The following is a 23,404-nucleotide window of genomic DNA, read 5'->3' as shown; positions in this document are numbered from 1 at the left end:
GCCGTCGGCGGCGCGGGGTCAAGCGTCTCGGCCGACGGGCCCGGGGAGCGCGGCCTTCAGCCGCCGGACCCCCTCGACCAGCTCCCCGGGGCCCGAGACCCCGGCGAAACTCAGCCGGACGTAGGCACCCGGCGGTTCCGCGCAGAAGTACGGACGGCCGGGCGCGACCGCGACCCCGGCGCGCAGGGCGGCCGCCGCGAAGGCGGCGTCGTCGGCCCCTTCCGCGGCGCGCACCCACAACTGGTAGCCGCCGGAGGGCAGATGCGGCAGCGCCAGCCCGGGCAGCTCCCGCCGCAGGGCCCCGGCGAGCACCTCCCGCCGGTGCCTGAGCTCGGCGGACACGGCCCGCAGGTGGCGCGGCCAGGCGGGCGCGCCGACCAGTTCCAGGGCCGCCTCCTGGAGCGGGCGGGGCACGAAGAAGCTGTCCACGACCTGGATCGCGCGCAGCCGGTCCACCACCGGGCCGCGGGCCGCCAGCGCGCCCACCCGCAGGCTGGGGGAGGTGGCCTTGGTCAGTGACCTGACGTGCACCACCACCCCGTCCGCGTCCTCGGCGGCCAGCGTCACGGGCAGCGGGCCCGCGTCCTCGTGGGCCAGGGCCCGGGCGTAGTCGTCCTCGACCACGAAGGCGCCGGCGGCCCGCGCGATCCTCAGCACCTCGGCCCGCCGCCCGGGGGCCAGCACCGCCCCGGTCGGGTTCTGGAACAGCGGCTGGCATACGAAGACCCGCGCCCCGGTCGCTTCGAAGGCGGCGGCCAGCAGCTCCGGCCGGACCCCCTCGGCGTCCACGGGGACGGGCACGGGACGGCATCCGGAGGCGCGGGCGATCGCGAGCAGGCCGGGGTAGGTCGGGGACTCCACCAGGATCGGCGCCCCGGGCGGGGCGAGTGCCCGCAGGGCCGTGGTCAGCGCGCTCTGCCCGCCCGCGGTGACCAGTACGTCGGAGGCCGCGACGGCCCCGCCGATCTCCCGGGCGAACCAGTCGCGCAGCTCGGGCAGCCCCTCGACGGGCGGCCGCCCCCAGGCCCCGGGCCGCCGCCCGGCCCGGGCCAGTGCGGCCGCCATGGCCCGCTCGGGCTGGAGCGAGGGGTGCAGGTATCCGCCGTTGAGCTCGATCACCCCGCCCGGCGGCACGGCGAGCGAGGCCAGCACGCCGGTGGCGTCGACGGAGCGCGGGGTGATCTCGCCGGCCCCCTCCGCGCTGAGGGCGACCTCCTGCCAGGAGGTGTCCCCGGACGCGGGGGCTTCCGTACGCGGGCGGGCCCGGAACACCCCGGCGCCCGGCCGGGTGACCACGAGCCCCTCGGCGGCGAGCTGCGCGAGGGCCCGGGAGACGGTGACGGGGCTGACCCGGTAGCGCTCGACCAGGGCACGGCTCGACGGGAGCTTTCCACCTACCGAGTAGCGGATGAGCTCGGACCTCAGGGATTCGGCCAGTTCCGCGACACTGCTACGCTCGTACATGACAGCACAGAATAGCGCTACTCTCCCGCCCACGATAGCGGTCGGGGATGCCCCGAGCCGTGGTGCGAGCCCGGCCGCCGGCCGGGGCACCCTCCTCGCCTCGCTCGGAGTCATCGCCTTCTCGCTGACCTTCCCCGCCACCGCCTGGGGCCTGGAGAGCTTCGGCCCCTGGTCCCTCGTGGCCTTGCGCAGCGTCCTCGCCGCTGTCATCGCCGGCGGTTTCCTGCTGGCCCGGCGGGCCCCGCTGCCCGCCCGCGAGCACTGGGCGGGCCTGGCCGTGGTCGCCGCCGGGGTGGTCGTCGGCTTCCCCCTGCTCACCACCCTCGCGCTGCAGACCTCCACCACCTCGCACGCCGCCGTCGTGGTGGGCCTGCTCCCGCTGACCACGGCCGCGCTCTCCGCGCTGCGCACCGGCCACCGCCCGTCGCGCGCCTTCTGGGCCGCGGCGGGCGCCGGGGCCGCGGTGGTCCTCGGTTTCACCGTGGCCCAGAGCGGCGGGGCCCTCTCGGCGGGCGACGGCTACCTCTTCGCGGCCCTGCTGGTCTGCGCCGCCGGGTACACCGAGGGCGGACGCCTCGCCAGGACACTGCCCGGCTGGCAGGTGGTCGGCTGGGCGCTGGTGCTGTGCCTGCCGCTCAGCGTGGCCGGCTCGGCGCTCGGGCTCGCGTACGAGCCGGTGCACCTCACCGGCCACGGGCTGGCCGGGCTGGTCTGGGTGGCGGCGGGCTCCACCTTCCTCGGCCTGTACGTCTGGTACCGCGGCATGGCGGAGATCGGCGCCCCCCGGGCCAGCCAGCTCCAGCTCGCCCAGCCCCTGCTGACCCTGGTCTGGTCGGTGGCGCTGCTCGGCGAGCACCTCTCCCCCGCCGTACCGGCCGCCGCAGGCGCGGTGCTGCTCTGCATTGTGGTCACCCAACGGGTCAAATAGCCCCGATACGACCTAAACTGCTAGCACCGGATCGGACCGCCACGGAGGAGGTCAGTTATGCGCGCGACCGAGGGCGACCAGCTGGTGCAGCACGGCAGGATCGTCGGACAGCACGACAAGGTGGGCGAGATCACCCAGGTGCTGGGCGAGAACGGAACTCCCCCGTACCGGGTCCGCTTCCAGGACGGGCACGAGGCTCTGATGGCTCCCGGACCCGACTGCACGGTCCGGCACCCCGAAGAGCCCGAGCACTGACTCAACGCGGGGGCACCGCCGAGCCGTAGTGGTCGGCGACGACCCTGGCCATCGCCCCGTTGGGATCCGCGGCCACCTGCTTCGCGGAGAAGTAGACGTGGCCGCGGACCTGCGCGTGGTCCCGGGCGAAGGTGACGTGCCGGGACAGTTCCGCGGGATCGCGCCAGGCCTCGGCGGGGCTGTCCGCGTCGCAGCGGTACAGCGCCTCACCCACGTAGAGGTCCACGCCGGTGCCCTCGACGGTCCGGGCCCACCAGGGGACGATGTCGGCGTAGTCGGCGACCGGGTGCCCGATGTGCCAGTAGGCCTGGGGCACGACGTAGTCGATCCAGCCCTCGGTGACCCACTTGCGGGTGTCCGCGAACAGGTCGTCGTAGGTGGCGAGGCTGCCGTCCGTCGGTGAGCCGAGCGGGTCCCGCCCGGCGTTGCGCCAGACCGCGAAGGGGCTGATGCCGAACCGCGCCTGCGGCCGGACCTCCCGTACGCGCGCGGACATCTCGCTGACCAGGGTGTCCGTGTTGTGGCGGCGCCAGGCGGCGCGCGAGGCGAAGGAGCCGCCGTGCTCCTCGTAGGCGGCGTCGTCGTCGAAGTAGTCGTCGGCCACCGGGTACGGGTAGAAGTAGTCGTCCCAGTGCACCCCGTCCACGGCGTAGCGGCGGACGGCGTCGAGCATGGCCTCCTGCACGAACAGGCGCACCTCCGGCAGGCCGGGGTTGTAATGGAGCTTGCCTCCGTAGGCGACCGTCCAGTCGGGGTTGCGCCGGGCCGGGTGCCCGGACGCCAGCCGCCCGGGGTCGGTGTGGTTGGCCACGCGGTACGGGTTGAACCAGGCGTGCAGCTCCAGCCCGCGGGCATGGGCCTCGGTGACGGCCGTGCCCAGCGGGTCCCAGCCGGGGTCCACGCCCTGCTTCCCGGTCAGCCACTGGGACCAGGGCTCCAGCGGCGAGGGCCACAGCGCGTCGGCCGCCGGACGCACCTGGAGGATCACCGCGTTGAGCTTCCGCGCGACGGCGGTGTCGAGGAGGGCGAGCAGTTCCCGCTTCTGCTGCGCGGCGGTGAGCCCGCTCCTGGAGGGCCAGTCCACATTGGTCACGGAGGCGATCCACATCCCGCGGAACTCCGTCGCCGGAGCCCTCCGGGACGGCCCCGGTCCCGCCGGACTCCCGGCCGGAACCGGCTGGTGCGCCGCGCCCCGCGTCCCCGTCCCGGCGGCCGCGCCCGCCACCCCCGCCTGCCCGGTGGCGGCCGTGGCCAGCGCGCCCGCCGCCCCCGCCAGCAGCCCCCGCCGCCCGATGTACGCCATGTGACGACTCCGTTCCGTTGCGTGAAGTTGATCTCGTGCGCCCAGCATGCCCGCCCCGGCCCGTCACCCGGGGCAAGGTCGGGGGTAACGTCGGGGGGCGTGGCGGGCGCCGGAATGCAGTTACCACTGACAACCACGGGGGACCCGCGATGGATGAGCAGCGAAAGGCACGATGTGACGGACCTCTCTACCCTCCCGACCGACATCGCACGGGTCGGCGTAGTGGGCTGCGGCCAGATGGGCGCGGGTATCGCCGAGGTGTGTGCCCGCAGCGGTCTTGAGGTGAAGGTCGCCGAGACCACCGGCGAGGCCCTGGAGATCGGGCGCACCCGGCTGCACAACTCCCTGATGAAGGCCGCCGAACGCGGCAAGATCAGCGAGGAGGAGCGGGACGCCACCCTGGCCCGCCTCAGCTTCACCACCGACCTCGGCGAGTTCGCCGACCGTGACCTCGTCATCGAGGCGGTCGTCGAGAACGAGCAGGTCAAGACGGAGATCTTCCAGGTCCTCGACCAGGTGGTCACCCGCCCGGACGCGATCCTGGCCTCCAACACCTCCTCCATTCCGCTGGTCAAGCTGGCCGTCTCCACCTCGCGCCCCGACCAGGTCATCGGCATCCACTTCTTCAACCCGGCGCCGGTGCAGCAGCTCGTGGAGCTGATCCCCGCACTGACCACGGGCGACGAGACGGTCAAGCGGGCCGAGGCCCTGGTGCGGGACGTGCTGGGCAAGCACGCGATCCGCGCCCAGGACCGGTCCGGTTTCGTGGTCAACGCGCTCCTCATCCCGTACCTGCTGTCGGCGATCCGGATGTTCGAGTCGGGCATCGCGAGCCGCGAGGACATCGACAACGGCATGGAGCTGGGCTGCGCCCACCCGATGGGACCGCTGAAGCTGGCGGACCTGATCGGCCTGGACACGGTGGCCTCGGTGGCGGACTCGATGTACGCCGAGTTCAAGGAGCCGCTGTACGCCGCTCCCCCGCTGCTCCAGCGGATGGTCGACGCGGGCCGCCTCGGCCGCAAGACCGGCTCGGGCTTCTACCCGTACGGATGACGGCCTGCGGCTAGCCGAGCCGCAGATGGTGCAGGAGCAGCAGCCCGGCCGCCATGTTGGCGGCCGGGATCTCGCCGCGCGCGATCATGTCGGGCACGAGCTTGAGCGGGACCCACTCGCGGCGCGAGGACTCGAAGTCGTCCTCGGGGTGGCCGGTGTACGTGGCCCCGTCCGCCCAGTAGAGGTGGTGGCGGGCGTCGGTCAGCCCGTTGGACGGCTCGACGGTCATCAGGTGGTGGAGCGGGCCGGGGCGCCAGCCCGACTCCTCCTCCATCTCCCGGGCGGCGGCGGTGGCGATGTCCTCCCCGTCCTCGACCACCCCGGCGGGCAGTTCCCAGCCCCAGCTGTCCGTGATGAAGCGGTGCCGCCACAGCAGCAGCACCTCGTTGGCCGCATTGACGGCCGTGGCGACGGCGACCGGACGCAGCCGGATCACGAAGTGGTCCAGGTGCCGCCCGTCGGGGAGTTCCACGTCGGCGAGATTCACGTCGAACCAGCGGTTCTTGTACACAGTCTGCTCACTGAGGTTCGTCCACTGCACGGCTGTGCCACCTTCCGATCGAGTTGGTGGCAACATGGCAGCAGTTCACGCACTCACAGGGGAACGCGCAGCGCCCCGTCGATGAGCTGCGCGGTCTCCTCCGCGCCCGAACAACCGCTGGTCAGCAGCTGTTCGCGGACCGCCCTGAGCCGGTCGCGCAACCGCAGCGACTCCATCCCCTTGGCCCGCTCGGTCATTTCGGCCGCGGCGGCCACCGCCCGGTCCGCCTCGCCCTGCCGCAGCTGGATCTCGCACAGCATCGCCAGCCGGTGCACCCGGCCGCGGTCGTGCGCCGGGGTGCCGACCGCGGCGGTCGCCTGCTCGTGGGCCGCGTCGAGCTCCCCCAGGCTCAGCAGCGCCTGCGCCACCTGGACGTTGACGAGCCCCGGCTGGACGTAGCCGGTCTCGTCCGGTTCGCTGCCCGGCCGGATCCGCTCGGCGGCCGCCTCGGCGCTGCGGATACAGGCCAGTGCGGCCCGGGTGTCGCCGAGTTGGGCATACGCCTTGGCCTGCATGGCGTACAGGTCGGCGGCCAGCGCCGGGGTGGTGTGCCGGCCCGCGGCGCGCAGGGCGGCCTCGGCGAAGGCGACGGCCTGGCGGTACTCCCGCAGGTGCAGGGACTGGTTGACGAGCAGCGCGATCACATAGGCCCCGAGGCCGCGGTCGCCGCTGGCCTTGGCCAGGCGCAGGGCCTGGTGGAAGTAGCGCTGGGCCAGGCCGTGCGCGTCCGAGTCGTAGGCGCAGATGCCCGCCACCGCGACGAGGGACCCGGTGGCGCGGTGCAGCTGGCGGCCGAGCCCGTCGGGGTAACTCCCGCGCAGCATGGGCGCGGTCTCGCTGCCGAGGAAGCGGACGATCCTGGACCGGGTGGCCACCCCGCCGGCCCGCCGGTACATCAGCTCGTAGTGCGCGCGGGCGGCCCGCAGGATCTCGATGTGCTCGGGCCCGATCCGGTTCGGGCCCTCACGGGAGACGTCGGCGTCCTCGGGCGGGTTCTCCCACTCCCAGACCGGGATGACGGCGGGCGTGCCCGTGACGGCCCCGGCGGTGAGCAGTTGGGGCCGGCCCTGCTCGTCGGAACGCCACAGGGCGGCGGCCCGGTCGACGAACCCGCTCAGCGGCGAGGCGTGCGCGGAGCCCGGCCCGTCCGGCACCCCGAGCCCGATGTCGTCCAGTCCCAGGGTCCGGCGCAGCCGGCCGCCGAGCACTTCGCAGATCAGGTCGGGCACCTGGCCGCGGGGCCGCTGGCCCTTCAACCACCGGGCCACGGCGGTGTGTTCGTAGCGCAGGGCGAGCCCGCGGGTCCGGCCCGCCTGGTTCACGTACGCGGCGAGTCCGGCATGGGACATGCCCGCCTCGGCGAGGAGGGAATCGAGCAGGACATTGGGCTGCATGGGCCGCTCCCCAGGGCTCGTCGTTCTCAGGCTAATGGGTGCGCGGTTCACACGGGGTGCGAACCGCGTACGCGCATAAATGCGATACGCACCCTGCCGCGCGGGGGCCGTTCGGCGGTTCACTTAAGGGCCTCGCCAAGAGGCGGCTCGGGTCGTCGGCTCCCCCTCGTACAGTGCGACGACCCGCCACCGCGCCGCCCGTCCTGTTGTCTGCCCGACACTCCACGGCAGGCGGGCGGCGTGTTCCGGCCCCTGCCGGCGCCCGGTTGGTCGCCGGGCCCCGGCAGGGGCCGGGCCGAACGCGCACAGGGCCCACCCACCGGGCCCGGTGCGCGGTTCGGCGATGCCTGGCCGGTCAGGACCGGTCGTCGCGGAGCACCAGCAGGGCGACGTCGTCGGCGAGTCGCCCGCCGGTGTGCCGGAGCAGTGCGGCGTGCACGCCCGCGACCAGCCGCGCGGGCGTGACCGCCGCCTCCTCCGCGAGGACGCGTCTGAGGGGGAAGAACCGCCCGGCCGCGTCCCGGGCGTCCTCGGCGCCGTCGGTGTGCAGGAACAGCGTCTCCCCGGGCCGCAGTTCCCCCACGGGGTGCGGCTGGGTATCCGCCGGTACGGGCACCACCCCGAGCGGCGGCATGGTCTCGCCGTCCAGCACCTGCACGTCGGTGCCCTGCCGCACGGAGCGCCGGGGTTCTGCCCCGGCCCCCGCCTGGGCCGCCTGCGCCGCGGGATGCCCGGCCGGGGCGCCCGTACCGTGCGGCGCCGCTGCGGGGGCTCCGCCCCCGAGCCCCCGCGCCTCAATCGCCGGCGGGGCTGAAATTGCCGCTGCGCGGCAATCCAGCCCACCAGACGGCACCTTCGAGCCCAGCTCAGCCGAACCCAGCCCCGCCGGCGTTTGAGGCGCGGGGTCCGGGGCGGAGTCCCGGCTGTGGAGCAGGTAGGGCCAGGGGTGGCCGCAGTTCAGGGCCAGCAGGGTGCCGTCCGGGGCGATCTGGAGGAGCAGCACCGTGACGAACTCCTCCGCCGCGGGCGACTCCGGCTCGGCCGGACAGGCCGAAGGATGCTCCGCCCGGGCCCGGCCACGGACATGGCGGCCCAGCGCCCGCTCCATCCGCACCAGCACGCCGCCCAGCGAGGGCTCGTCGTACGCGGCTTCGCGGAACGCCCCGAGGACCGCTGTGGCCGCGCCCAGCGCCGGCAGGCCGTGGCCGCGTACGTCACCGATGACCACCCGCACCCCGTACCCCGTCGGCACGGCCTCGTACAGGTCGCCGCCCACCGCGGCGCCCCGGCTCGCCGAGAGCTGGGCCGCGGCCAGCGTCAGGCCCTCGATCCGCCCCGGCAGCGGCCGCAGCAGGGCTCGCTGTGCCGCGCCCGCGATCTCCTGGGACTGCCGCAGCTCGGCCAGCAGCAGGTGCCTGATGTGCAGGGCGCAGCCGGTGGCCAGGAGCAGGAAGGCCGCGCAGGTGGCAAGGCTGGGCGCCAGCCGCCCCGGGGTGGACAGCTCCCAGGAGACCGCGGCGCCGCCCCAGGCGGCGACGCACACCCGGCGCACCTGGGGCATCTCCCCGATCATCACGGCCTCCCCTCGGCCGCAATGATTGTGCCGACCACCCCGCGCCCCGGATGCGGGTCACCGGCGTTCTCACCCGAACGAGTGAGGCGGCGGGTCCCCCCACGCCCGCGAAAGCGCAAGGGGCGCACCCGGTGGTCCGGATACGCCCCTCAGCAGCCCTGGAACAGGCCCCGCACCGTGCGGCTACGCGCCGCGCAGCACCGCCCCGGTCCGCTCGCCCGCGAGGGCCACCGCCGCGTCGCGCGCGGCCGTGGACTCCTCGGCGGTCAGCGTGCGGTCGGCCGCGCGGAAGCGCAGCGCGTACGCCAGGGACTTCTTGCCCTCGCCGACCTGCTCACCGGTGAACACGTCGAACAGCCGCAGCGATTCGAGGAGTTCGCCCGCGCCCTTGCGCAGCGCCGCCTCGACGGAAGCCGCCGGGACCGACGCGTCCACGATCAGCGCCACGTCCTGGGTCGCCACCGGGAAGGAGGAGATCCGGGGCGCCTGGAGGGCCTCGCCGCCGGCCGCCGCGAGGCGGTCCAGGTCGAGCTCCATCGCGCTGGTACGGGCCGGCAGGCCCATCGCCTTGACGACCCGCGGGTGCAGCTCACCGGCGTGGCCGATGACCTGCTCCACCCCGCCGAGGGTGACGACGAGCTCGGCACAGCGGCCCGGGTGCCAGGGGCCGTACTGGCCCTGGCGGACGACGAGCTCCGCGCCGGCCTCGACGGCCAGCGAGCGCGCGGCCTGGACGGCGTCCGCCCAGTCGGCCGGACGGCCCTTGCCCCACCAGCCCGCCTGCTCGCGGGCACCGGTCAGCACGACCGCGGCGTACCGCGGCTGCGCGGGCAGGGCCGCGTCCAGGGTGGCGATCTCCTCGTCCGTGGGACGCCGGTCGACGGGCAGCCGTACGGCGACGCCCGGCTGCGGACCGGCCAGGAAGACCGAACCGGTCTCGAAGAGCGCGAGGTCGTGGCTGCCCCGGCTGTCGTTGCGGCGCAGCGCGCCCAGCAGACCCGGCAGCAGCGTGGTGCGCAGCGCCGGCTCCTCGTCGGAGAGCGGGTTGACCAGCTTGACGACCTGGCGGGTGGCGTCGTGCGCCGGGAGCTGGAGCTGGTCGAAGACGCCCTCACCGATGAACGGGTAGCTGAGCGCCTCGACGTAGCCCGCGCCGGCCAGCGCGCGGCCGACCCGGCGGTGCAGCTGCTGGCGTGCGGTCAGGCCGCGGCCGGAGGGCACCTGGGGCAGGGTCGACGCGAGGTTCCCGTAGCCCTCCAGCCGGATGACCTCTTCGGCGAGGTCGTTGGGCTCGGCGAGGTCGGGCCGCCACGAGGGGACGGTGACGACGAGCTCGTCCTGGCCGTAGACGTCGCAGCCGATCTCCTGGAGGCGGCGTACGACGGTCTCGCGGCCGTAGTCCATGCCCGCGACCCGGTCGGGGTGGTCCGCGCTCATCGCGACGGTGCGCGGGGCGCCCGGGGCGAGGAACTCGGTGACGCCCGCCTCGGCGGTGCCGCCCGCGAGCAGCACGAGCAGGTCGACGGTCCGCTGCGCGGCCGCGGCGGCGGCCTGCGGGTCGACGCCCCGCTCGAAGCGCTTGGAGGCCTCGGAGGAGAGCTTCAGGCGGCGGGCGGTGCGCGAGATCGACACAGAGTCGAAGTGCGCGGCCTCGATGACCACGTCCCTGGTGCCGGTGACGGCGCCCGTTTCGGGGTCGGTGACGGAGTCGGCGATCTCGGTGTTGGCTCCGCCCATGACACCGGCGAGGCCGATCGGCCCGCTGTTGTCGGTGATCACCAGGTCCTCGGCGTCGAGCGTGCGCTTGACCCCGTCGAGGGTGGTGAACTTCTCGCCCTGCTCGGCCCGGCGGACACCGATGGCGCCGTCGACGCTGGAGCGGTCGTAGGCGTGCAGCGGCTGGCCGAGCTCCAGCATCACGTAGTTGGTGATGTCGACGGCGAGCGAGATCGGGCGCATGCCGGCCTTCTGGAGGCGGCGGGTCAGCCAGATCGGGGAGCGCGCGTCGGGGTCGAGGCCGGTCACCGTGCGGGCGGTGAAGCGGTCGCAGCCGGCCGGGTCGTCGACCTTGACCGGGTAGCCGTACGAGTTCGGCGCGGGGACGTCGAGCAGCGCCGGGTCGCGCAGCGGCAGGCCGTACGCGGTCGCCGCCTCGCGGGCGACACCGCGCATGGACATGCAGTAGCCGCGGTCCGGGGTGATGTCGATGTCGAGGACCTCGTCGATGAGCTGGAGCAGCTCGATCGCGTCGGTGCCGACCTCGTACTCGGGCGGCAGCACGATGATGCCGTGCGTGCCGTCGTCGCCCATGCCCAGCTCGTCGCCGGAGCAGATCATGCCGTGCGAGGTCCTGCCGTAGGTCTTGCGCGCGGCGATCGCGAAGTCGCCGGGGAGCACGGCGCCGGGCAGGACCACGACGACCTTGTCGCCGACGGCGAAGTTCCGGGCGCCGCAGACGATCTCCTGCGGTTCGCCGGTGCCGTTGGCGGCGCCGACGTCGACCGTGCAGAAGCGGATCGGCTTGCGGAAGCCCTCGAGCTCCTCGATGGTCAACACCTGGCCGACGACGAGCGGGCCCTTGAGCCCGCCGCCGAGCTGCTCGACGGTCTCGACCTCGAGGCCGGCGTCGACCAGCTTGGCGGCCACGTCACGGCCGGTCTCACCCGCGGGGAGGTCGACGTACTCCCGCAGCCAGGAAAGCGGGACGCGCATCAGATCTCACTCCCGAACGGCCGGGTGAAACGCACGTCACCCTCGACCATGTCTCGCATGTCTTCTACGTTGTGACGGAACATCAGCATCCGCTCGATGCCGAACCCGAAGGCGAACCCGCTGTACTTCTCGGGGTCCACGCCGCAGGCGGTCAGCACCTTGGGGTTGACCATTCCGCAGCCGCCCAGCTCGATCCAGCCCTCGCTGGAGCAGGTACGGCACGGACGGTCGGGGTTGCCCACCGATTCGCCGCGGCACACGTAGCACTGCATGTCCATCTCGGCGGACGGCTCGGTGAAGGGGAAGAAGTGCGGGCGCAGGCGCGTGGTGGTGCCCTCGCCGAACAGCTCCTGGACCATGTGGTCCATGGTGCCCTTGAGGTCCGCCATGGTCAGGCCCTCGTCCACGGCGAGCAGCTCGACCTGGTGGAAGACCGGGGTGTGCGTCGCGTCGAGCTCGTCGGTGCGGTACACGCGGCCCGGGCAGACGATGTAGACGGGGGGCTTGCGCTCCAGCAGCGAGCGCGCCTGCACCGGGGAGGTGTGGGTGCGCAGCACGACACCGGACTCGTCGCCCTCGGTGCCCTTGGGCCCCTGGACGAAGAAGGTGTCCTGCATCTGGCGTGCCGGGTGGTCGGGCGTGAAGTTGAGGGCGTCGAAGTTGAACCACTCCGCCTCGACTTCGGGGCCCTCGGCGACCTCGTACCCCATGGCCACGAAGATGTCCGCGATGCGGTCCATCAGCGTGGTCAGGGGGTGCCGGGCGCCGGCGGGGACGCGGTCGTGGGGCAGCGTGACGTCCACTGCCTCCTCGACCAGCACCCGCTCGTCGCGCTCGGCCTCGAGCTCGACGGTGCGGGCCCCGAAGGCCTTGTTCACGGCTCCGCGGGCCTGGCCCACGCGCTTGCCCGCCTCGGCCTTGGCCTGGGGCGGCAGGGCGCCGATCTCCCGGTTGGCGAGCGCCAGGGGCGAGCGGTCGCCCATGTGCGCGGTCTTCGCCTCACGGAGCGCGTCGAGGTCGCCGGCGGACGCGAAGGCGGCGAGCGCCTCGTCCCGCATGCGCTCGATCTCTTCCGGTTTCAGTGCCTCGACCTCGACAGGGTCGTACGACTTGTTCGGTGCCGACATCTCTTCCCGTACTTCCGATGGCTGGCTGGTGGATCCCCGCGCTGCGCGCTCGACCGGCACGCTCGTCACAAGGACACAAAGGTGCCAAAGGACGAGTCTAAAGGTCGCTGGGGGTGAAGGAGCCCGTGGGCCGTCTGGCGAGACGCTCCGCAGGGTTACTGCGTGAGGTACGCCGGGGCGCTCACGGGCAGGATAAATCGGAATTCGGCGCCGCCGCCGGGGCCGCGGCCGACCGTGATGGTGCCGCCGTGGGCCTCCACGATGCCCTTGACGATGTACAGGCCCAGGCCGGTGCCGCCGCGCTTGCTCCCCCGCCAGAAGCGGGTGAAGACGCGGCCCATCGACTCCTCGGGGATCCCGGGGCCTTCGTCGGTCACGGTGACGGCTGTTCCCTTCTCATGCGGCGATACGTCGATGGTGACCGTTCCCTCGCCGTGGCGCACCGCATTTTCGAGGAGGTTGCCGAGGATCTGGTCGATCTTGTCCGGATCGGCCCACAGGTCGGGCAGCGGGCGGCTGACGCTGACGAGGAACCGTTCGGGGGCCTGGCCGTTCGCCGTGAGGGCCTGGACGTGGCGGCCGACGGCGGTGGCGATGTCCACCGGCTGGCGCCGCACCTCCAGGCGCCCCGAGTCGATGCGGGAGATGTCGAGGAGTTCGGCGATCAGCCGGGTGACGCGGTTGGCGTCGGCGTCGACGGTCTCCAGCATCAGCCGCTTCTGGTCGTCGGTGAACCGCTCCCATTTGGCGAGCAGGGTCGCGGTGAACCCCTTGACGGAGGTCAGCGGGGAGCGCAGCTCGTGCGCGACCGTGGCGATCAGCTCGGCGTGGCTGCGCTCGGTGCGGCGGCGGGCCTCGGTGCCGCGCAGGGTGACGACGAGGCGGCTCAGCGGGCCGGTGGGGTGCGTGCGCACGTACTGGGCGGAGACCAGCACCTCGCGGCCGCCGGGGAGCAGCAGGTTCCGCTCGGGCTGTCCGCGCCGGGTGGCGAGGCCCCCGTAGGGGTCGGTCAGCGCCCACCAGCGGCGGCCTTCCAGGTCCTCCAGCGGCAGGGCCCGGTCGATGCGCGTACCGAGGGCCTGGCCGGGGTCGGTGGCGGTCATCCGGGCGGCGGCCCGGTTGAAGCAGATGACGTACCCGCTGCCGTCGGCGACGACGAGCCCGTCGGGCAGGTCGTCGGGGTCGATCCCGAAGCCGGCCCCCTGGCCGGGGGGCTGCGCGGCGGCGCCGTCGCCGCGCGGCCCGGTCCCCTGCGGGGGTACGGTGCGCGGCCCGCCGGCGGGCGTGAGGGGTCCGGGGGCGTCCTGGAACCGCCGCTCGGCCGCGTCCGCGGCTCCCGCGGTCCCCGGTGAGCTGTTCGTACCGACGGTCATCTCCCCGTACCCCACATCTCCGAGTAGCGCAGTGGGCCCCCCGGGCCGCCACATTACTAGCTGGGGGTCACGGAGCGGCACCCTCCGGACGCCCGCTGTGCACGCGCCGAGGCGTAGAGGCAGACGGCGGCGGCCGTGGCGAGGTTCAGGCTCTCCGCCTTGCCGTGGATCGGGACCCGTACGACGGCGTCCGCCAGCGCCCGGGTCTCCTCCGGCAGGCCCCACGCCTCGTTGCCGAAGACCCAGGCCGTGGGACCGCCCATGGTGCCCGCGTCCAGCTCGGCGTCCAGGTCGTCCTCGCCCGCCCCGTCGGCGGCGAGGATCCGTACTCCGGCGGCCCGCAGCCCCTCGACGGCCTGCTCCACCGGGACGCCGACCGCGACCGGCAGGTGGAAGAGGGAGCCCACGGAGGCCCGTACGGACTTGGGGTTGTAGAGGTCCACGGAGGCGTCGGTGAGCACCACCGCGTCCGCGCCGGCGGCGTCCGCACAGCGCAGCACCGTTCCGGCGTTGCCGGGGTCGCGGACGTGGGCGAGGACGGCGACGAGCTTGGGCCGTGCCTTGAGGATGTCCTCGAGGGGCGAGTCCAGGAAGTGGCAGACGCCGACGAGACCCTGCGGGGTGACGGTCTGCGAGACCTCGGCGAGCACCTCGTCGTCGGCGTAGTGCACCCGGGCGCCGGAGGCCAGCGCGGCGTCGATGATGCCGGCGTAGCGCTCGGCGGCCTCGACGGTCGCGAACAGCTCGATCAGGGTCGGGGAACCGTCGGCCCCGCGGTGCTCGACCGCCTCACGGACCGCCTGCGGGCCCTCGGCGATGAACCGGCGCTCCTTGGTGCGGAAGTTGCGCCGCGCCAGGCGCCTGGCGGCGGCCACCCGCGGGGATCGGGGGGAGATCAGCTCGGCGGGGTGACCCATGGTGTCTGCGGTTCTCTCTCGGGGTTCCGGGGCTGGGGGAAAGCACTCGGACCCGCAGGCGAATCGCCTGCGGGTCCGAGGATGCCGACTGCTTACGCGGCCGGCCAGGCCTTACGCAGCGGCCTTGGGGGCGTTGACGTCGGCCGGAAGCGCCTTCTGCGCGACCTCGACGAGCGCGGCGAACGCGTTGGCGTCGTTGACGGCCAGCTCCGCGAGGATCTTGCGGTCCACCTCGATGTTGGCGGCCTTCAGACCCTGGATGAGGCGGTTGTACGTCATGCCGTTCTGGCGGGCAGCGGCGTTGATGCGCTGGATCCACAGCTGACGGAAGTCGCCCTTGCGCTTCTTGCGGTCGTTGAAGTTGTAGACCAGCGAGTGGGTGACCTGCTCCTTGGCCTTGCGGTACAGGCGCGAACGCTGACCGCGGTAGCCGGAGGCCGCCTCGAGGATCGCCCGGCGCTTCTTGTGGGCGTTTACTGCCCGCTTGACGCGTGCCACTTTTTAACTCCTTGTAGCGGGGCCGTGGTTGTCTTCACACGGCCCGAATTCGATGGGGTCCCGGTCTTGACGTCCCGCTCCCGGCAGGGGAGCGGAGGACGTCACTTGCCGAGAAGCTTCTTGATCTTCGCGGCGTCGCCGGGGGCCATCTCCGCGGTGCCGGTCAGGCGGCGGGTGACACGGGACGACTTGTGCTCGAGCAGGTGGCGCTTGCCGGCGCGCTCACGGAGCACCTTGCCGGAGCCGGTGATCTTGAAGCGCTTCTTGGAACCGCTGTGCGTCTTGTTCTTCGGCATAGCGCCGTTATCTCCTCGTCGGTGGCGCCCCCACCGGTCCGATGCCGGACCGGCTCCAGGGAGCGTCATGTTGTGTCGGTGATCCGAGACGGGCTGCCTCGGAATCAGGCCTCGGTGTTCGGCTCCTCGGCGGGCGCCTCGTCGGCGGCAGCCTCGGTGACCTCGACCGCGGCGGGTGCCTCCACCTCGGCGTCGGCTTCCAGCGGAGCCTCGTCCTCGGTGACGGTGACGCCCTGGCGCTCGGCCTTGCGGGCGGCCTGCGCCTCGCGGGCTTCGGCCATCGCCTCGGTCTTCTTCTTGTGCGGACCGAGGACCATGATCATGTTTCGGCCGTCCTGCTTCGGGTTCGACTCGATGAACCCGAGGTCCTCGACGTCCGAAGCCAGGCGCTGCAGCAGTCGGTAGCCGAGTTCCGGCCGGGACTGCTCGCGACCACGGAACATGATCGTGATCTTGACCTTGTCGCCCTGCTTGAGGAACCGAACGACGTGACCCTTCTTGGTGTCATAGTCGTGCGGGTCGATCTTCGGCCGGAGCTTCATTTCCTTGATGACCGTGTGCGCCTGGTTCTTGCGCGCCTCACGGGCCTTCATGGCCGACTCGTACTTGAACTTGCCGTAGTCCATGAGCTTGCAGACCGGCGGGCGTGCGGACGCCGCGACCTCGACCAGGTCGAGGTCGTACTCCTGCGCGAGCTCAAGCGCCTTGGCAAGCGGCACGATGCCGACCTGCTCGCCGCTGGGACCGACAAGCCGTACCTCGGGAACGCGAATCCGGTCGTTGATGCGGGGCTCGGTGCTGATGGATCCTCCTCGGTAGCACCACACGGCTGCCTGGCAGACAGCCGCTGACGTGTATTTCCGTCAGACCGACCGCGGCGGGAGAATGAAAAAAGCCCCGCCGGGCACAGGCAGGGGCTCCAAAAGGACCGGAGCACCGCCGCATGCGATCGCGGGGCGCAACTCGGGCAGCTTTCCATCGTCCGTACGGAACGATGGATGCCACCTGACCGGTGACCCGCCGCCCCGGAGGGTGGTCAGGTGGGAGATCGGAGCCTCCACTTGTGGGCCGGGCACACAGGTGTCCGGCCGGTCGAAGTACATACTAGCACCCGCGTTGCAAGCCCGCCGCACGGCATATCGTGGGGCTCATGACTGACGCGACCCCTTCCGCCGACCCCGCTGCCGACGCCGCACCCGACTACGACGCCATGACCCGCGACATCGCGGACGTCCCCGCCGTCGAGGTGATCACCACGGTGGCCGTGCACCTGCTGAGCGCCGCGGCGGTCAACCTGGGCCTGGACAAGCCGGACTCCGAGCACAAGGACCTCGACGAGGCCCGCAAGCTGATCACGGCCCTGGCCGGCCTGGTCACCGCGAGCGCCACCGAGATCAGCTCCTTCCACGCGGCCCCGCTGAGGGACGGCCTGAAGTCGCTCCAGCTGGCCTTCCGCGAGGCCTCGATCGTCCCGGACGAGCCGGGCCAGGGCCCGGGCGAGAAGTTCACCGGCCCGGTCTTCGGCTGATCGCACCCGCACGGAAGAAGGGGCCCGCCGCCCGGGATCGCTCCCGGCGGCAGGCCCCTTTCCCATGCCCTCAGCGGCTGATCAGCGGCTCGCCTGGCGGGGCCGGGACGTCCACGGGGAGCAGCGCCAGGTCCAGTCCGCGGACCAGCCGGGCGCGCAGGGTCGCGTCCGCAGCCAGCGCCTCGGCCACCCGGCGGGCCGCCGCGGGGGCCTGGGGCCCGGCGGCGAGCACGATCGCCAGGGTGCCGTCGGAGTCCGCGCCGCCCGGGCCCAGGTGGGCGCGGAGCACCTCCGGCTCGGCGGACACGACGGCCCGTACGGCTTCCCGTACGGCGGGGTCGGCGAGCGGGCCCGCCTCGGTGCGGCCCTCGGCCAGCGCGAGCAGCGCCGAACCGGTGAGCTGGTAGGTGACCGGGCCGGCCAGGTCCAGGACCACGGTGTCGGCCTTCTCGTGCGCGGCGGCCGCGAGGGCCTGGTGCAGCGGGACGGCGACCGGCCGGGCCGAGGGGTCCCACCGGGCGAGCGAGGCGGTCGAGGTGAAGGCGGGCAGCGCCCGCCGGTCCCCGGCCCGCAGCGTCGGGACGGCCATGTCGCTGGTCTTCTCGCGCTTCAGGCCCGTCTCCGGGTCGGTCTCGACCTCGCCGAGGACGGCGACGACCGGGACCAGCAGGCGGGCGCCCTTGAGGGCCGCCAGTACTTCCGGCTCGTGCGACCGGTCCTCGGCCCAGGCGGCCAGGGCCGCGCTCAGCCTCGGATCGGCGGAGCCGTCGTCGTCGGAGAAGCCGGGGTCGGGAATGTTCTTGTTCGCCATGTTCGCCACAGTTACCCGACCCTACTGTGCCGCGTACGGGCCCCCGTACGCGGCCGCCCTCCGGTCCCGGCGGCGGGCACCGCGGGGCCGCCGGGCCAGTACGCCGGCCAGTACGAGCAACGCCGCCCCCGCGGCCGCGGCCGCCGTGGCCCCCAGTCGGGCGCCCCGCTCCGGGGGCCGGACCGGCTCGGGTCCGGGGCCGAAGTAGGGCTGACCGGCCGCTGCGGGCGCGGGCACCGGGGCCTCGGGGCGCACGGCCTCCGCGACCTGGAGCGCGGCGGCGGGGTCCACCGTCCCGTGGCCGCGGGCGTCGTCGCGCCCGCCGCTGGGCCGGTCGGAGGCGGTGTCCTCCAGCAGCTTCTTGATCTGCGCCGGGGACAGGTCCGGGTGGGCGGCCTTGACCAGGGCCACGGCGCCGGAGACGAAGGCCGCGGCGGCGCTCGTGCCCCACCCCTCGTAGTAGGACCGGTCGGGGTCGGCGATGACCACGTCGACGCCGGGGGCGCTGACCGTGGCGTACCAGTTGCGGGTGGAGAAGGCGGCCTTCCGGCCCCGGCGGTCGACGGCGGTGACCGCGATGACGCCCGGGTAGGCGGCCGGGTAGGAGACGCGGTCGCCCGTTTCGCCGCCGTTGCCCGCGGACGCGACGACGACCACTCCCTTGGCCAGGGCGTACTGGACGGCCTCGTCCTCCCCGGCCTCGTGGTGGGCGGAGTCGCTGTCGTCGCCGAGGGACAGGTTGATCACGTCGGCGCCGTGGTCGGCGGCCCAGCGGATGCCCTCGGCGAGGGCGCCGCCCTTGTTCTCCCGGGCCTGGGCCCGCCCGGGGTCGCCCTCCTCCAGGATCACCCGCACCGGCAGGATCTTCGCCTGCGGGGCGAGGCCGAGGACGCCCTGGCCGCGGTTGGGGCCGTGGCCGTGCCCGGCGATGATGCCGGCCATGGCGGTGCCGTGGCGGGCCCAGGCGCGGTCGCCGCGGCCCGCGCCCGTGCCGATGAGGTCCGTGCCGTCCAGGACCTGCCCGGCGAGGTCGGGGTGCGTGGGGTCGACCCCGGTGTCGAGGACGGCGACGGTGACGCCGTCGCCCCGGGTGGTGCCCCAGGCCTCCTCGGCGCGCAGGGCCAGCAGGCCCCACTGGCGGTCGCGGATGGCGTCGGCGGCGGCCGGGGGCGCGGCGGTGCCTGCGAGGAGGACGGCGAGGGCGAGGACCAGCGCCCCCCGGGCTCTGCTCATCGGGTGGGCTCCGGGGCGGACGGGGGCTGCGTCGTCTCGGCCCGTGTCGCCGGGGCCTGCTTGGCTGGGGCCGACTTGGCCGGCATCGGCTCCGCCGGGGCGGCGAGGGTCCGGACCGTGCCCCGGATGCGGTCGGCGAGGGCCTTGGCCTCGTGGCCGAGGCCCGCCTGGGCCATGGCTCCGGTGGCGTCCTTCTTCATCAGTTCCCCGGCGGGGCGGGGCGCGTCCAGGTGGCGGCCGTCGGCGAAGGCGGAGACCGCGTAGACGACGACGGGGGCCTCGGGGAGTACGGACGCCTCCCAGGCGGCGCGCTGGGTGTCGGCGAACCCGTATGCGGGCGGGGCGGTGAGCCGGCCGGTGAGCGCGGCCATCGCGGGGGCGTCGGCGGGGGTGAAGACCATGCCGACGGTGATCAGGGAGCTGCGGGTGGCGTCGGTGTAGGTGGCGCGCAGGACCCGCGTGCAGCCGGTGCCGGCCAGCAGCCCCTGCCAGTCGGCGGCGAGCGCGGCCGGGCAGTCGGCGTCGGGGGCCAGGGCGATCCGGGTCCAGGTCCGGTCGGCGCCCCCGGGTCCGGCCGCGGGGCCGGCCACGACGGGCGGGAAGAGACCGTCAACCGGGGTGGCCCGCCACAGCGAACCGGCCTTGCGGTAGACGGCTTCGGCGGACAACGGGCGCTGCGCGGCGCGGTGTTCGGCCCAGGTGGTGGCGGCGGCCCCACCGGCCAGGCCCGCACCGAGCAGAGCGCAGAGCACGGCGGCGAAGACCCGTCCGGGATGGCGGCGCGGGCGCGGATGCGGGGGCGGCGGCGGGCCGGGATCGCCCAGGACCGCTGTCCGCGGTGTCGACGTGGTCATCCGGCGGCTCCGCCCCCCGTTCCGTACGGCTGCCTGCCCGTACTCTACGGTCCTCCGGGCCCCGGGCCGACCCGCAGGCGCCGGGCGCGACCCCTACCCACGGGTAGAGCGGTCTGGCAAGCTGCCGCCCATGAATTCCCCCGCCGCCGACCGCGCCCGTTACGACCGGGCGACCGCGCACCTCGACGCGCCCCTGGCCGTCGTCGACCTCGACGCGTTCGACGCCAACGCCGACGATCTCGTGCGGCGGGCCGGCGGGAAGCCCGTGCGGGTCGCCAGCAAGTCCGTCCGGTGCCGCGCGCTCCTGGAACGGGTCCTGGCGAGGCCCGGATTCGCCGGGGTCATGTCGTACACCCTCGCCGAGTCGCTGTGGCTGGCCCGTTCCGGGTTCGAGGACGTCCTGCTGGCCTATCCGTCCGCCGACCGGGGCGGCTTCGCCGAGCTCGCCTCGGATCCCAAGCTCGCCGCCGCGGTCACGGTCGTGATCGACGACCCGGCCCAGCTGGAGCTCGTCGACCGGGCGCGGGACGGCGGCACGCAGGAGGTGCGGGTCTGCCTGGAGCTGGACACCGCGCTGCAGCTGTTCGGCGGGCGGGTCCGGGTCGGCGCCCGCCGCTCCCCGCTGCGCGAGCCCGCCCAACTGGCGGCCCTGGCCCGTACGGTCGCCGCCCGGCCCGGCTTCCGGGTGGTGGGGCTGATGGGGTACGAGGGCCATGTCGCCGGGGTCGGGGACGCGCTGGCGGGCCGTCCGCTGCGCTCCCGGGCCATCCGGCTCATGCAGGGCGCGGCCCGCAAGGAACTGGCCGCCCGCCGCGCCGAGGCGGTACGGGCGGTGCGCGCGGTGGTGCCGGACCTGGAGTTCGTCAACGGCGGCGGGACCGGCAGCGTGCAGCAGACGGCCGCGGAGGACGCGGTCACCGAGATCGCCGCCGGGTCCGGGTTGTACGTGCCGCGGCTGTTCGACAACTACACCTCGTTCCGGGGCCGGCCGGCCGCGCTGTTCGCGCAGCCGGTGGTCCGGCGTCCCGGCGTAGGCGTGGTCACCGTGCTCGGCGGCGGCTATCCCGCCTCCGGCGCGGCCGGGCCGGACCGGCTGCCGGTGCCGTACCTCCCGCAGGGCCTGCGCTACGACCCCCAGGAGGGCGCGGGCGAGGTGCAGACCCCGCTGCTGGGGAGCCCGGCCGACGACCTGCTGATCGGCGACCGGGTCTGGTTCCGCCATGCCAAGGCGGGCGAACTGTGCGAGCGGTTCGACGCGTTGCACCTCGTCGAGGGCGACCGGGTGACGGCCACCGTCCCGACGTACCGGGGCGAGGGCCGCACCTTCCTCTAGCCGATCGGCCTACAGCGGGGTCACGTACGCGCCGGAGATGCCGCCGTCGACGAGGAAGTCGGTGGCGTTGATGAAGGAGGAGTCGTCGCTGGCGAGGAAGGCGACGGCGGCGGCGATCTCGGTGGGCTCGGCGAACCGGCCCAGCGGGATGTGCACGAGGCGGCGGGCGGCGCGCTCGGGGTCCTTGGCGAACAGCTCTTGCAGGAGCGGGGTGTTGACGGGCCCCGGGCACAGGGCGTTCACGCGGATGCCCTCACGGGCGAACTGCACGCCGAGCTCGCGGGACATGGCGAGGACGCCGCCCTTGGAGGCGGTGTAGGAGATCTGGGAGGTGGCCGCGCCCATGATGGCCACGAAGGACGCGGTGTTGATGATGGAGCCCCGGCCCTGGCGCTGCATGTAGGGCAGGGCCGCCTTGCAGCACAGGTAGACGGAGGTGAGGTTGACGTCCTGGACGCGGCGCCAGGCATCGAGTTCGGTGGTGAGGATCGAGTCGTCGTCCGGCGGCGAGATGCCCGCGTTGTTGAAGGCGATGTCGACGGAGCCGTAGGTGTCGAAGGCCGTCTTGAACAGGGCGTCGACCTGCTCCTTGTCGGTGACGTCCACCTTGACGAAGGTGCCGCCGACCTCCTCGGCGGCGGCCTTGCCGGCCGTCTCGTCGATGTCCGCGCAGACCACGTTCGCTCCTTCGGAGGCGAGGCGGCGGGCGGTGGCGAGGCCGATGCCGCTGCCGGCTCCGGTGATGACGGCGGTGCGGCCGACCAGGCGGCGGCAGATGATCTCTTCGGTGCGGTCGGTCATGTCGGTTCAGGCCTCCGTGCTGATGAAGACGTTCTTGGTCTCGGTGAAAGCGGTGAGGGCGTCGGGTCCGAGCTCGCGGCCGAGCCCGGACTGCTTGTAGCCGCCGAAGGGGGTCCAGTAGCGGACGCTGCTGTGGGAGTTGACGGACAGGTTGCCCGCGGCGACGGCGCGCGAGACGCGCAGCGCGCGGCCGATGTCGCGGGTCCAGAGGGAGCCGGACAGTCCGTACTCGGTCGCGTTGGCCAGGCGTACGGCGTCCTCCTCGTCCTCGAAGGGCAGGACGACGGCGACGGGGCCGAAGACCTCCTCGGCGGCCACGGGCGCGGTGGGGGGCACGCCGGTGACGAGGGTCGGCGGGTACCAGAAGCCGGGGCCCTCGGGGGCGGAGCCGCGGACCGCCGTCAGGTCGTCGGTGACGTAGGACCGTACGCGGTCCAGCTGGGCGCGCGAGATCAGCGGGCCCATCTGGGTCTTCTCGTCGGACGGGTCTCCCACGACGACGCCCTCGATGCCCGGGGCGAGCAGTTCCAGGAAGCGGTCGTACACCGACCGCTGTACGAGGATCCGGGTGCGGGCGCAGCAGTCCTGGCCGGTGTTGTCGAGGAAGGCCATGGGGGCGGCCGCGGCGGCCGCTTCCAGGTCCGCGTCCGCGAAGACGATGTTGGGGCTCTTGCCGCCCAGTTCGAGGGTGACCCGCTTCACCCGGTCCGCGCACTTGGCCATGATCTGCTTGCCGACGCGGGTGGAGCCGGTGAAGACGATCTTGGCCACGCCGGGGTGCTCGACCAGTGCGTCGCCCGCCACCGCCCCGTGGCCGGGGAGCACCTGGAAGAGGTGCTCGGGGATCCCGGCTTCGAGGGCGAGTTCGGCGAGGCGCAGCGCGGTGAGCGGGGTGGTCTCGGCGGGCTTGAGGATGACGGCGTTGCCGGCGGCCAGGGCGGGGGCGAGGCCCCAGGCGGCGATCGGCATGGGGAAGTTCCAGGGGGCGATCACGCCGATGACGCCGAGGGGTTCGAGGAAGGTGACGTCGATGCCGCCCGCGACGGGGATCTGGCGGCCGGAGAGCCGTTCCACTCCCCCGGCGGCGAATTCGAGCAGGTCGCGGACGTTGCCCGCTTCCCAGCGGGCGTTGCCGATGGTGTGGCCGGCTTCGCGGACCTCCAGCTGCGCCAGTTCCTCGACGTGGCCGTCGACGACCGCGGCGAAGCGACGCAGCAGCCGGGCGCGGTCGGCGGGGGCCGCCGCGGCCCAGCCGCGCTGGGCGGCGGCGGCCCGGGCCACGGCGGCGTCGACATCGTCCCGTGTGGCGGCCGGGACGATGGCGACGGTTTCCTCGGTGGCCGGATTCAACACCTCTAGAACGAGGGGGGCCAGCACATCGGACACGTGGTGCCTCACAGACTTTCG

22 protein-coding genes are annotated in these 23,404 nt (G+C 73.8%); 5 read left to right on the top strand and 17 right to left on the bottom strand.

Going from position 1 to position 23,404, the window contains the following annotated elements:
* Nucleotides 1-18: 18 nt before the first annotated feature.
* Nucleotides 19-1,464, bottom strand: coding sequence for a PLP-dependent aminotransferase family protein (locus OG447_RS18135; RefSeq protein WP_266937791.1), 1,446 nt, complete (start codon nucleotides 1,462-1,464; stop codon nucleotides 19-21).
* Between OG447_RS18135 and OG447_RS18130 the strand changes: the two genes are divergently transcribed.
* On the top strand, nucleotides 1,463-2,392 hold the full coding sequence (locus tag OG447_RS18130) for a DMT family transporter (RefSeq protein ID WP_266937790.1): 930 nt from the start codon (nucleotides 1,463-1,465) through the stop codon (nucleotides 2,390-2,392). The genes OG447_RS18135 and OG447_RS18130 overlap by 2 nt on opposite strands.
* Before the next feature lie 57 nt (nucleotides 2,393-2,449).
* Nucleotides 2,450-2,647, top strand: coding sequence for a DUF1918 domain-containing protein (locus tag OG447_RS18125; RefSeq protein ID WP_266937789.1), 198 nt, complete (start codon nucleotides 2,450-2,452; stop codon nucleotides 2,645-2,647).
* 1 nt (nucleotide 2,648) lies between these two features.
* On the opposite strand, the gene OG447_RS18120 is transcribed toward OG447_RS18125, so the two are convergent.
* Complete coding sequence (locus OG447_RS18120) at nucleotides 2,649-3,950, bottom strand: glycoside hydrolase family 10 protein (RefSeq protein WP_266937787.1); 1,302 nt, start codon at nucleotides 3,948-3,950, stop codon at nucleotides 2,649-2,651.
* Between the two features lie 153 nt (nucleotides 3,951-4,103).
* Between OG447_RS18120 and OG447_RS18115 the strand changes: the two genes are divergently transcribed.
* Nucleotides 4,104-5,006, top strand: coding sequence for a 3-hydroxybutyryl-CoA dehydrogenase (locus tag OG447_RS18115; protein WP_266937785.1), 903 nt, complete (start codon nucleotides 4,104-4,106; stop codon nucleotides 5,004-5,006).
* 10 nt (nucleotides 5,007-5,016) lie between these two features.
* On the opposite strand, the gene OG447_RS18110 is transcribed toward OG447_RS18115, so the two are convergent.
* The 10 genes from OG447_RS18110 to infC form a co-directional block, all read right to left on the bottom strand.
* Nucleotides 5,017-5,547: an NUDIX hydrolase gene (locus tag OG447_RS18110; protein WP_266937783.1), complete on the bottom strand. Its 531-nt coding sequence runs from the start codon at nucleotides 5,545-5,547 to the stop codon at nucleotides 5,017-5,019.
* Nucleotides 5,548-5,600: 53 nt separating this feature from the next.
* Complete coding sequence (locus OG447_RS18105; RefSeq protein ID WP_266937782.1) at nucleotides 5,601-6,941, bottom strand: transcriptional regulator; 1,341 nt, start codon at nucleotides 6,939-6,941, stop codon at nucleotides 5,601-5,603.
* A 355-nt stretch (nucleotides 6,942-7,296) separates the two neighbouring features.
* Nucleotides 7,297-8,514 carry a PP2C family protein-serine/threonine phosphatase gene (locus tag OG447_RS18100; protein WP_266937780.1) on the bottom strand — a complete coding sequence of 406 codons (1,218 nt, stop codon included), beginning with the start codon at nucleotides 8,512-8,514 and terminating at the stop codon, nucleotides 7,297-7,299.
* A 183-nt stretch (nucleotides 8,515-8,697) separates the two neighbouring features.
* A complete protein-coding gene (gene pheT, locus OG447_RS18095) occupies nucleotides 8,698-11,226 on the bottom strand; it encodes a phenylalanine--tRNA ligase subunit beta (RefSeq protein WP_266937778.1) in 2,529 nt (842 codons plus the stop codon).
* The gene (gene pheS, locus OG447_RS18090; RefSeq protein WP_266937776.1) at nucleotides 11,226-12,353 is read right to left on the bottom strand and encodes a phenylalanine--tRNA ligase subunit alpha; all 1,128 of its coding nucleotides are present in this window, start codon (nucleotides 12,351-12,353) and stop codon (nucleotides 11,226-11,228) included. The genes pheT and pheS overlap by 1 nt, the downstream gene beginning before the upstream one ends.
* Nucleotides 12,354-12,508: 155 nt before the next feature.
* Entirely contained in the window at nucleotides 12,509-13,726 is a 1,218-nt protein-coding gene (locus tag OG447_RS18085; protein WP_266937775.1) for a PAS domain-containing sensor histidine kinase, read from the bottom strand.
* A gap of 56 nt (nucleotides 13,727-13,782) precedes the next feature.
* Entirely contained in the window at nucleotides 13,783-14,643 is an 861-nt protein-coding gene (locus tag OG447_RS18080; RefSeq protein ID WP_266937774.1) for an RNA methyltransferase, read from the bottom strand.
* A gap of 111 nt (nucleotides 14,644-14,754) precedes the next feature.
* Nucleotides 14,755-15,141, bottom strand: a complete 387-nt coding sequence (gene rplT / locus OG447_RS18075) for a 50S ribosomal protein L20 (protein ID WP_007263143.1) — start codon at nucleotides 15,139-15,141, stop codon at nucleotides 14,755-14,757.
* Nucleotides 15,142-15,242: 101 nt separating this feature from the next.
* Nucleotides 15,243-15,437 carry a 50S ribosomal protein L35 gene (rpmI, locus tag OG447_RS18070; protein WP_030387121.1) on the bottom strand — a complete coding sequence of 65 codons (195 nt, stop codon included), beginning with the start codon at nucleotides 15,435-15,437 and terminating at the stop codon, nucleotides 15,243-15,245.
* Between the two features lie 104 nt (nucleotides 15,438-15,541).
* Complete coding sequence (gene infC, locus OG447_RS18065) at nucleotides 15,542-16,264, bottom strand: translation initiation factor IF-3 (protein ID WP_266937773.1); 723 nt, start codon at nucleotides 16,262-16,264, stop codon at nucleotides 15,542-15,544.
* 323 nt (nucleotides 16,265-16,587) lie between these two features.
* On the opposite strand from infC, the gene OG447_RS18060 reads away from it, so the two are divergent.
* Nucleotides 16,588-16,965, top strand: coding sequence for a DUF1844 domain-containing protein (locus tag OG447_RS18060; RefSeq protein WP_031143757.1), 378 nt, complete (start codon nucleotides 16,588-16,590; stop codon nucleotides 16,963-16,965).
* Between the two features lie 70 nt (nucleotides 16,966-17,035).
* Here the strand turns inward: OG447_RS18060 and OG447_RS18055 are convergent, their stop codons facing one another.
* From OG447_RS18055 to OG447_RS18045, 3 genes are read right to left on the bottom strand one after another with little or no spacing between them, the layout of a single operon-like run.
* Nucleotides 17,036-17,776 (bottom strand): SseB family protein, encoded by a 741-nt coding sequence (locus tag OG447_RS18055; RefSeq protein ID WP_266937770.1) that lies wholly within the window; start codon nucleotides 17,774-17,776, stop codon nucleotides 17,036-17,038.
* A 21-nt stretch (nucleotides 17,777-17,797) separates the two neighbouring features.
* Nucleotides 17,798-19,009, bottom strand: coding sequence for a type VII secretion-associated serine protease mycosin (gene mycP, locus OG447_RS18050; RefSeq protein WP_266937768.1), 1,212 nt, complete (start codon nucleotides 19,007-19,009; stop codon nucleotides 17,798-17,800).
* Nucleotides 19,006-19,863 (bottom strand): hypothetical protein, encoded by an 858-nt coding sequence (locus OG447_RS18045; protein ID WP_266937767.1) that lies wholly within the window; start codon nucleotides 19,861-19,863, stop codon nucleotides 19,006-19,008. Before OG447_RS18045 ends, mycP begins: the two co-directional genes overlap by 4 nt.
* Before the next feature lie 130 nt (nucleotides 19,864-19,993).
* Between OG447_RS18045 and OG447_RS18040 the strand changes: the two genes are divergently transcribed.
* A complete protein-coding gene (locus OG447_RS18040; RefSeq protein ID WP_266937766.1) occupies nucleotides 19,994-21,196 on the top strand; it encodes an amino acid deaminase/aldolase in 1,203 nt (400 codons plus the stop codon).
* A 9-nt stretch (nucleotides 21,197-21,205) separates the two neighbouring features.
* Here the strand turns inward: OG447_RS18040 and OG447_RS18035 are convergent, their stop codons facing one another.
* Both OG447_RS18035 and OG447_RS18030 read right to left on the bottom strand, forming a co-directional pair.
* Nucleotides 21,206-21,997, bottom strand: a complete 792-nt coding sequence (locus tag OG447_RS18035) for a 3-oxoacyl-ACP reductase (protein ID WP_266937765.1) — start codon at nucleotides 21,995-21,997, stop codon at nucleotides 21,206-21,208.
* Nucleotides 21,998-22,003: 6 nt separating this feature from the next.
* The gene (locus OG447_RS18030) at nucleotides 22,004-23,383 is read right to left on the bottom strand and encodes an aldehyde dehydrogenase (protein ID WP_266937764.1); all 1,380 of its coding nucleotides are present in this window, start codon (nucleotides 23,381-23,383) and stop codon (nucleotides 22,004-22,006) included.
* Between the last annotated feature and the right edge of the window lie 21 nt (nucleotides 23,384-23,404).

Source organism: Streptomyces sp. NBC_01408, from assembly GCF_026340255.1.
Lineage (GTDB): Bacteria > Actinomycetota > Actinomycetes > Streptomycetales > Streptomycetaceae > Streptomyces.
Note: the sequence above shows the minus strand (reverse complement) of the source record. Positions and strands in the feature narration are given on the sequence as shown.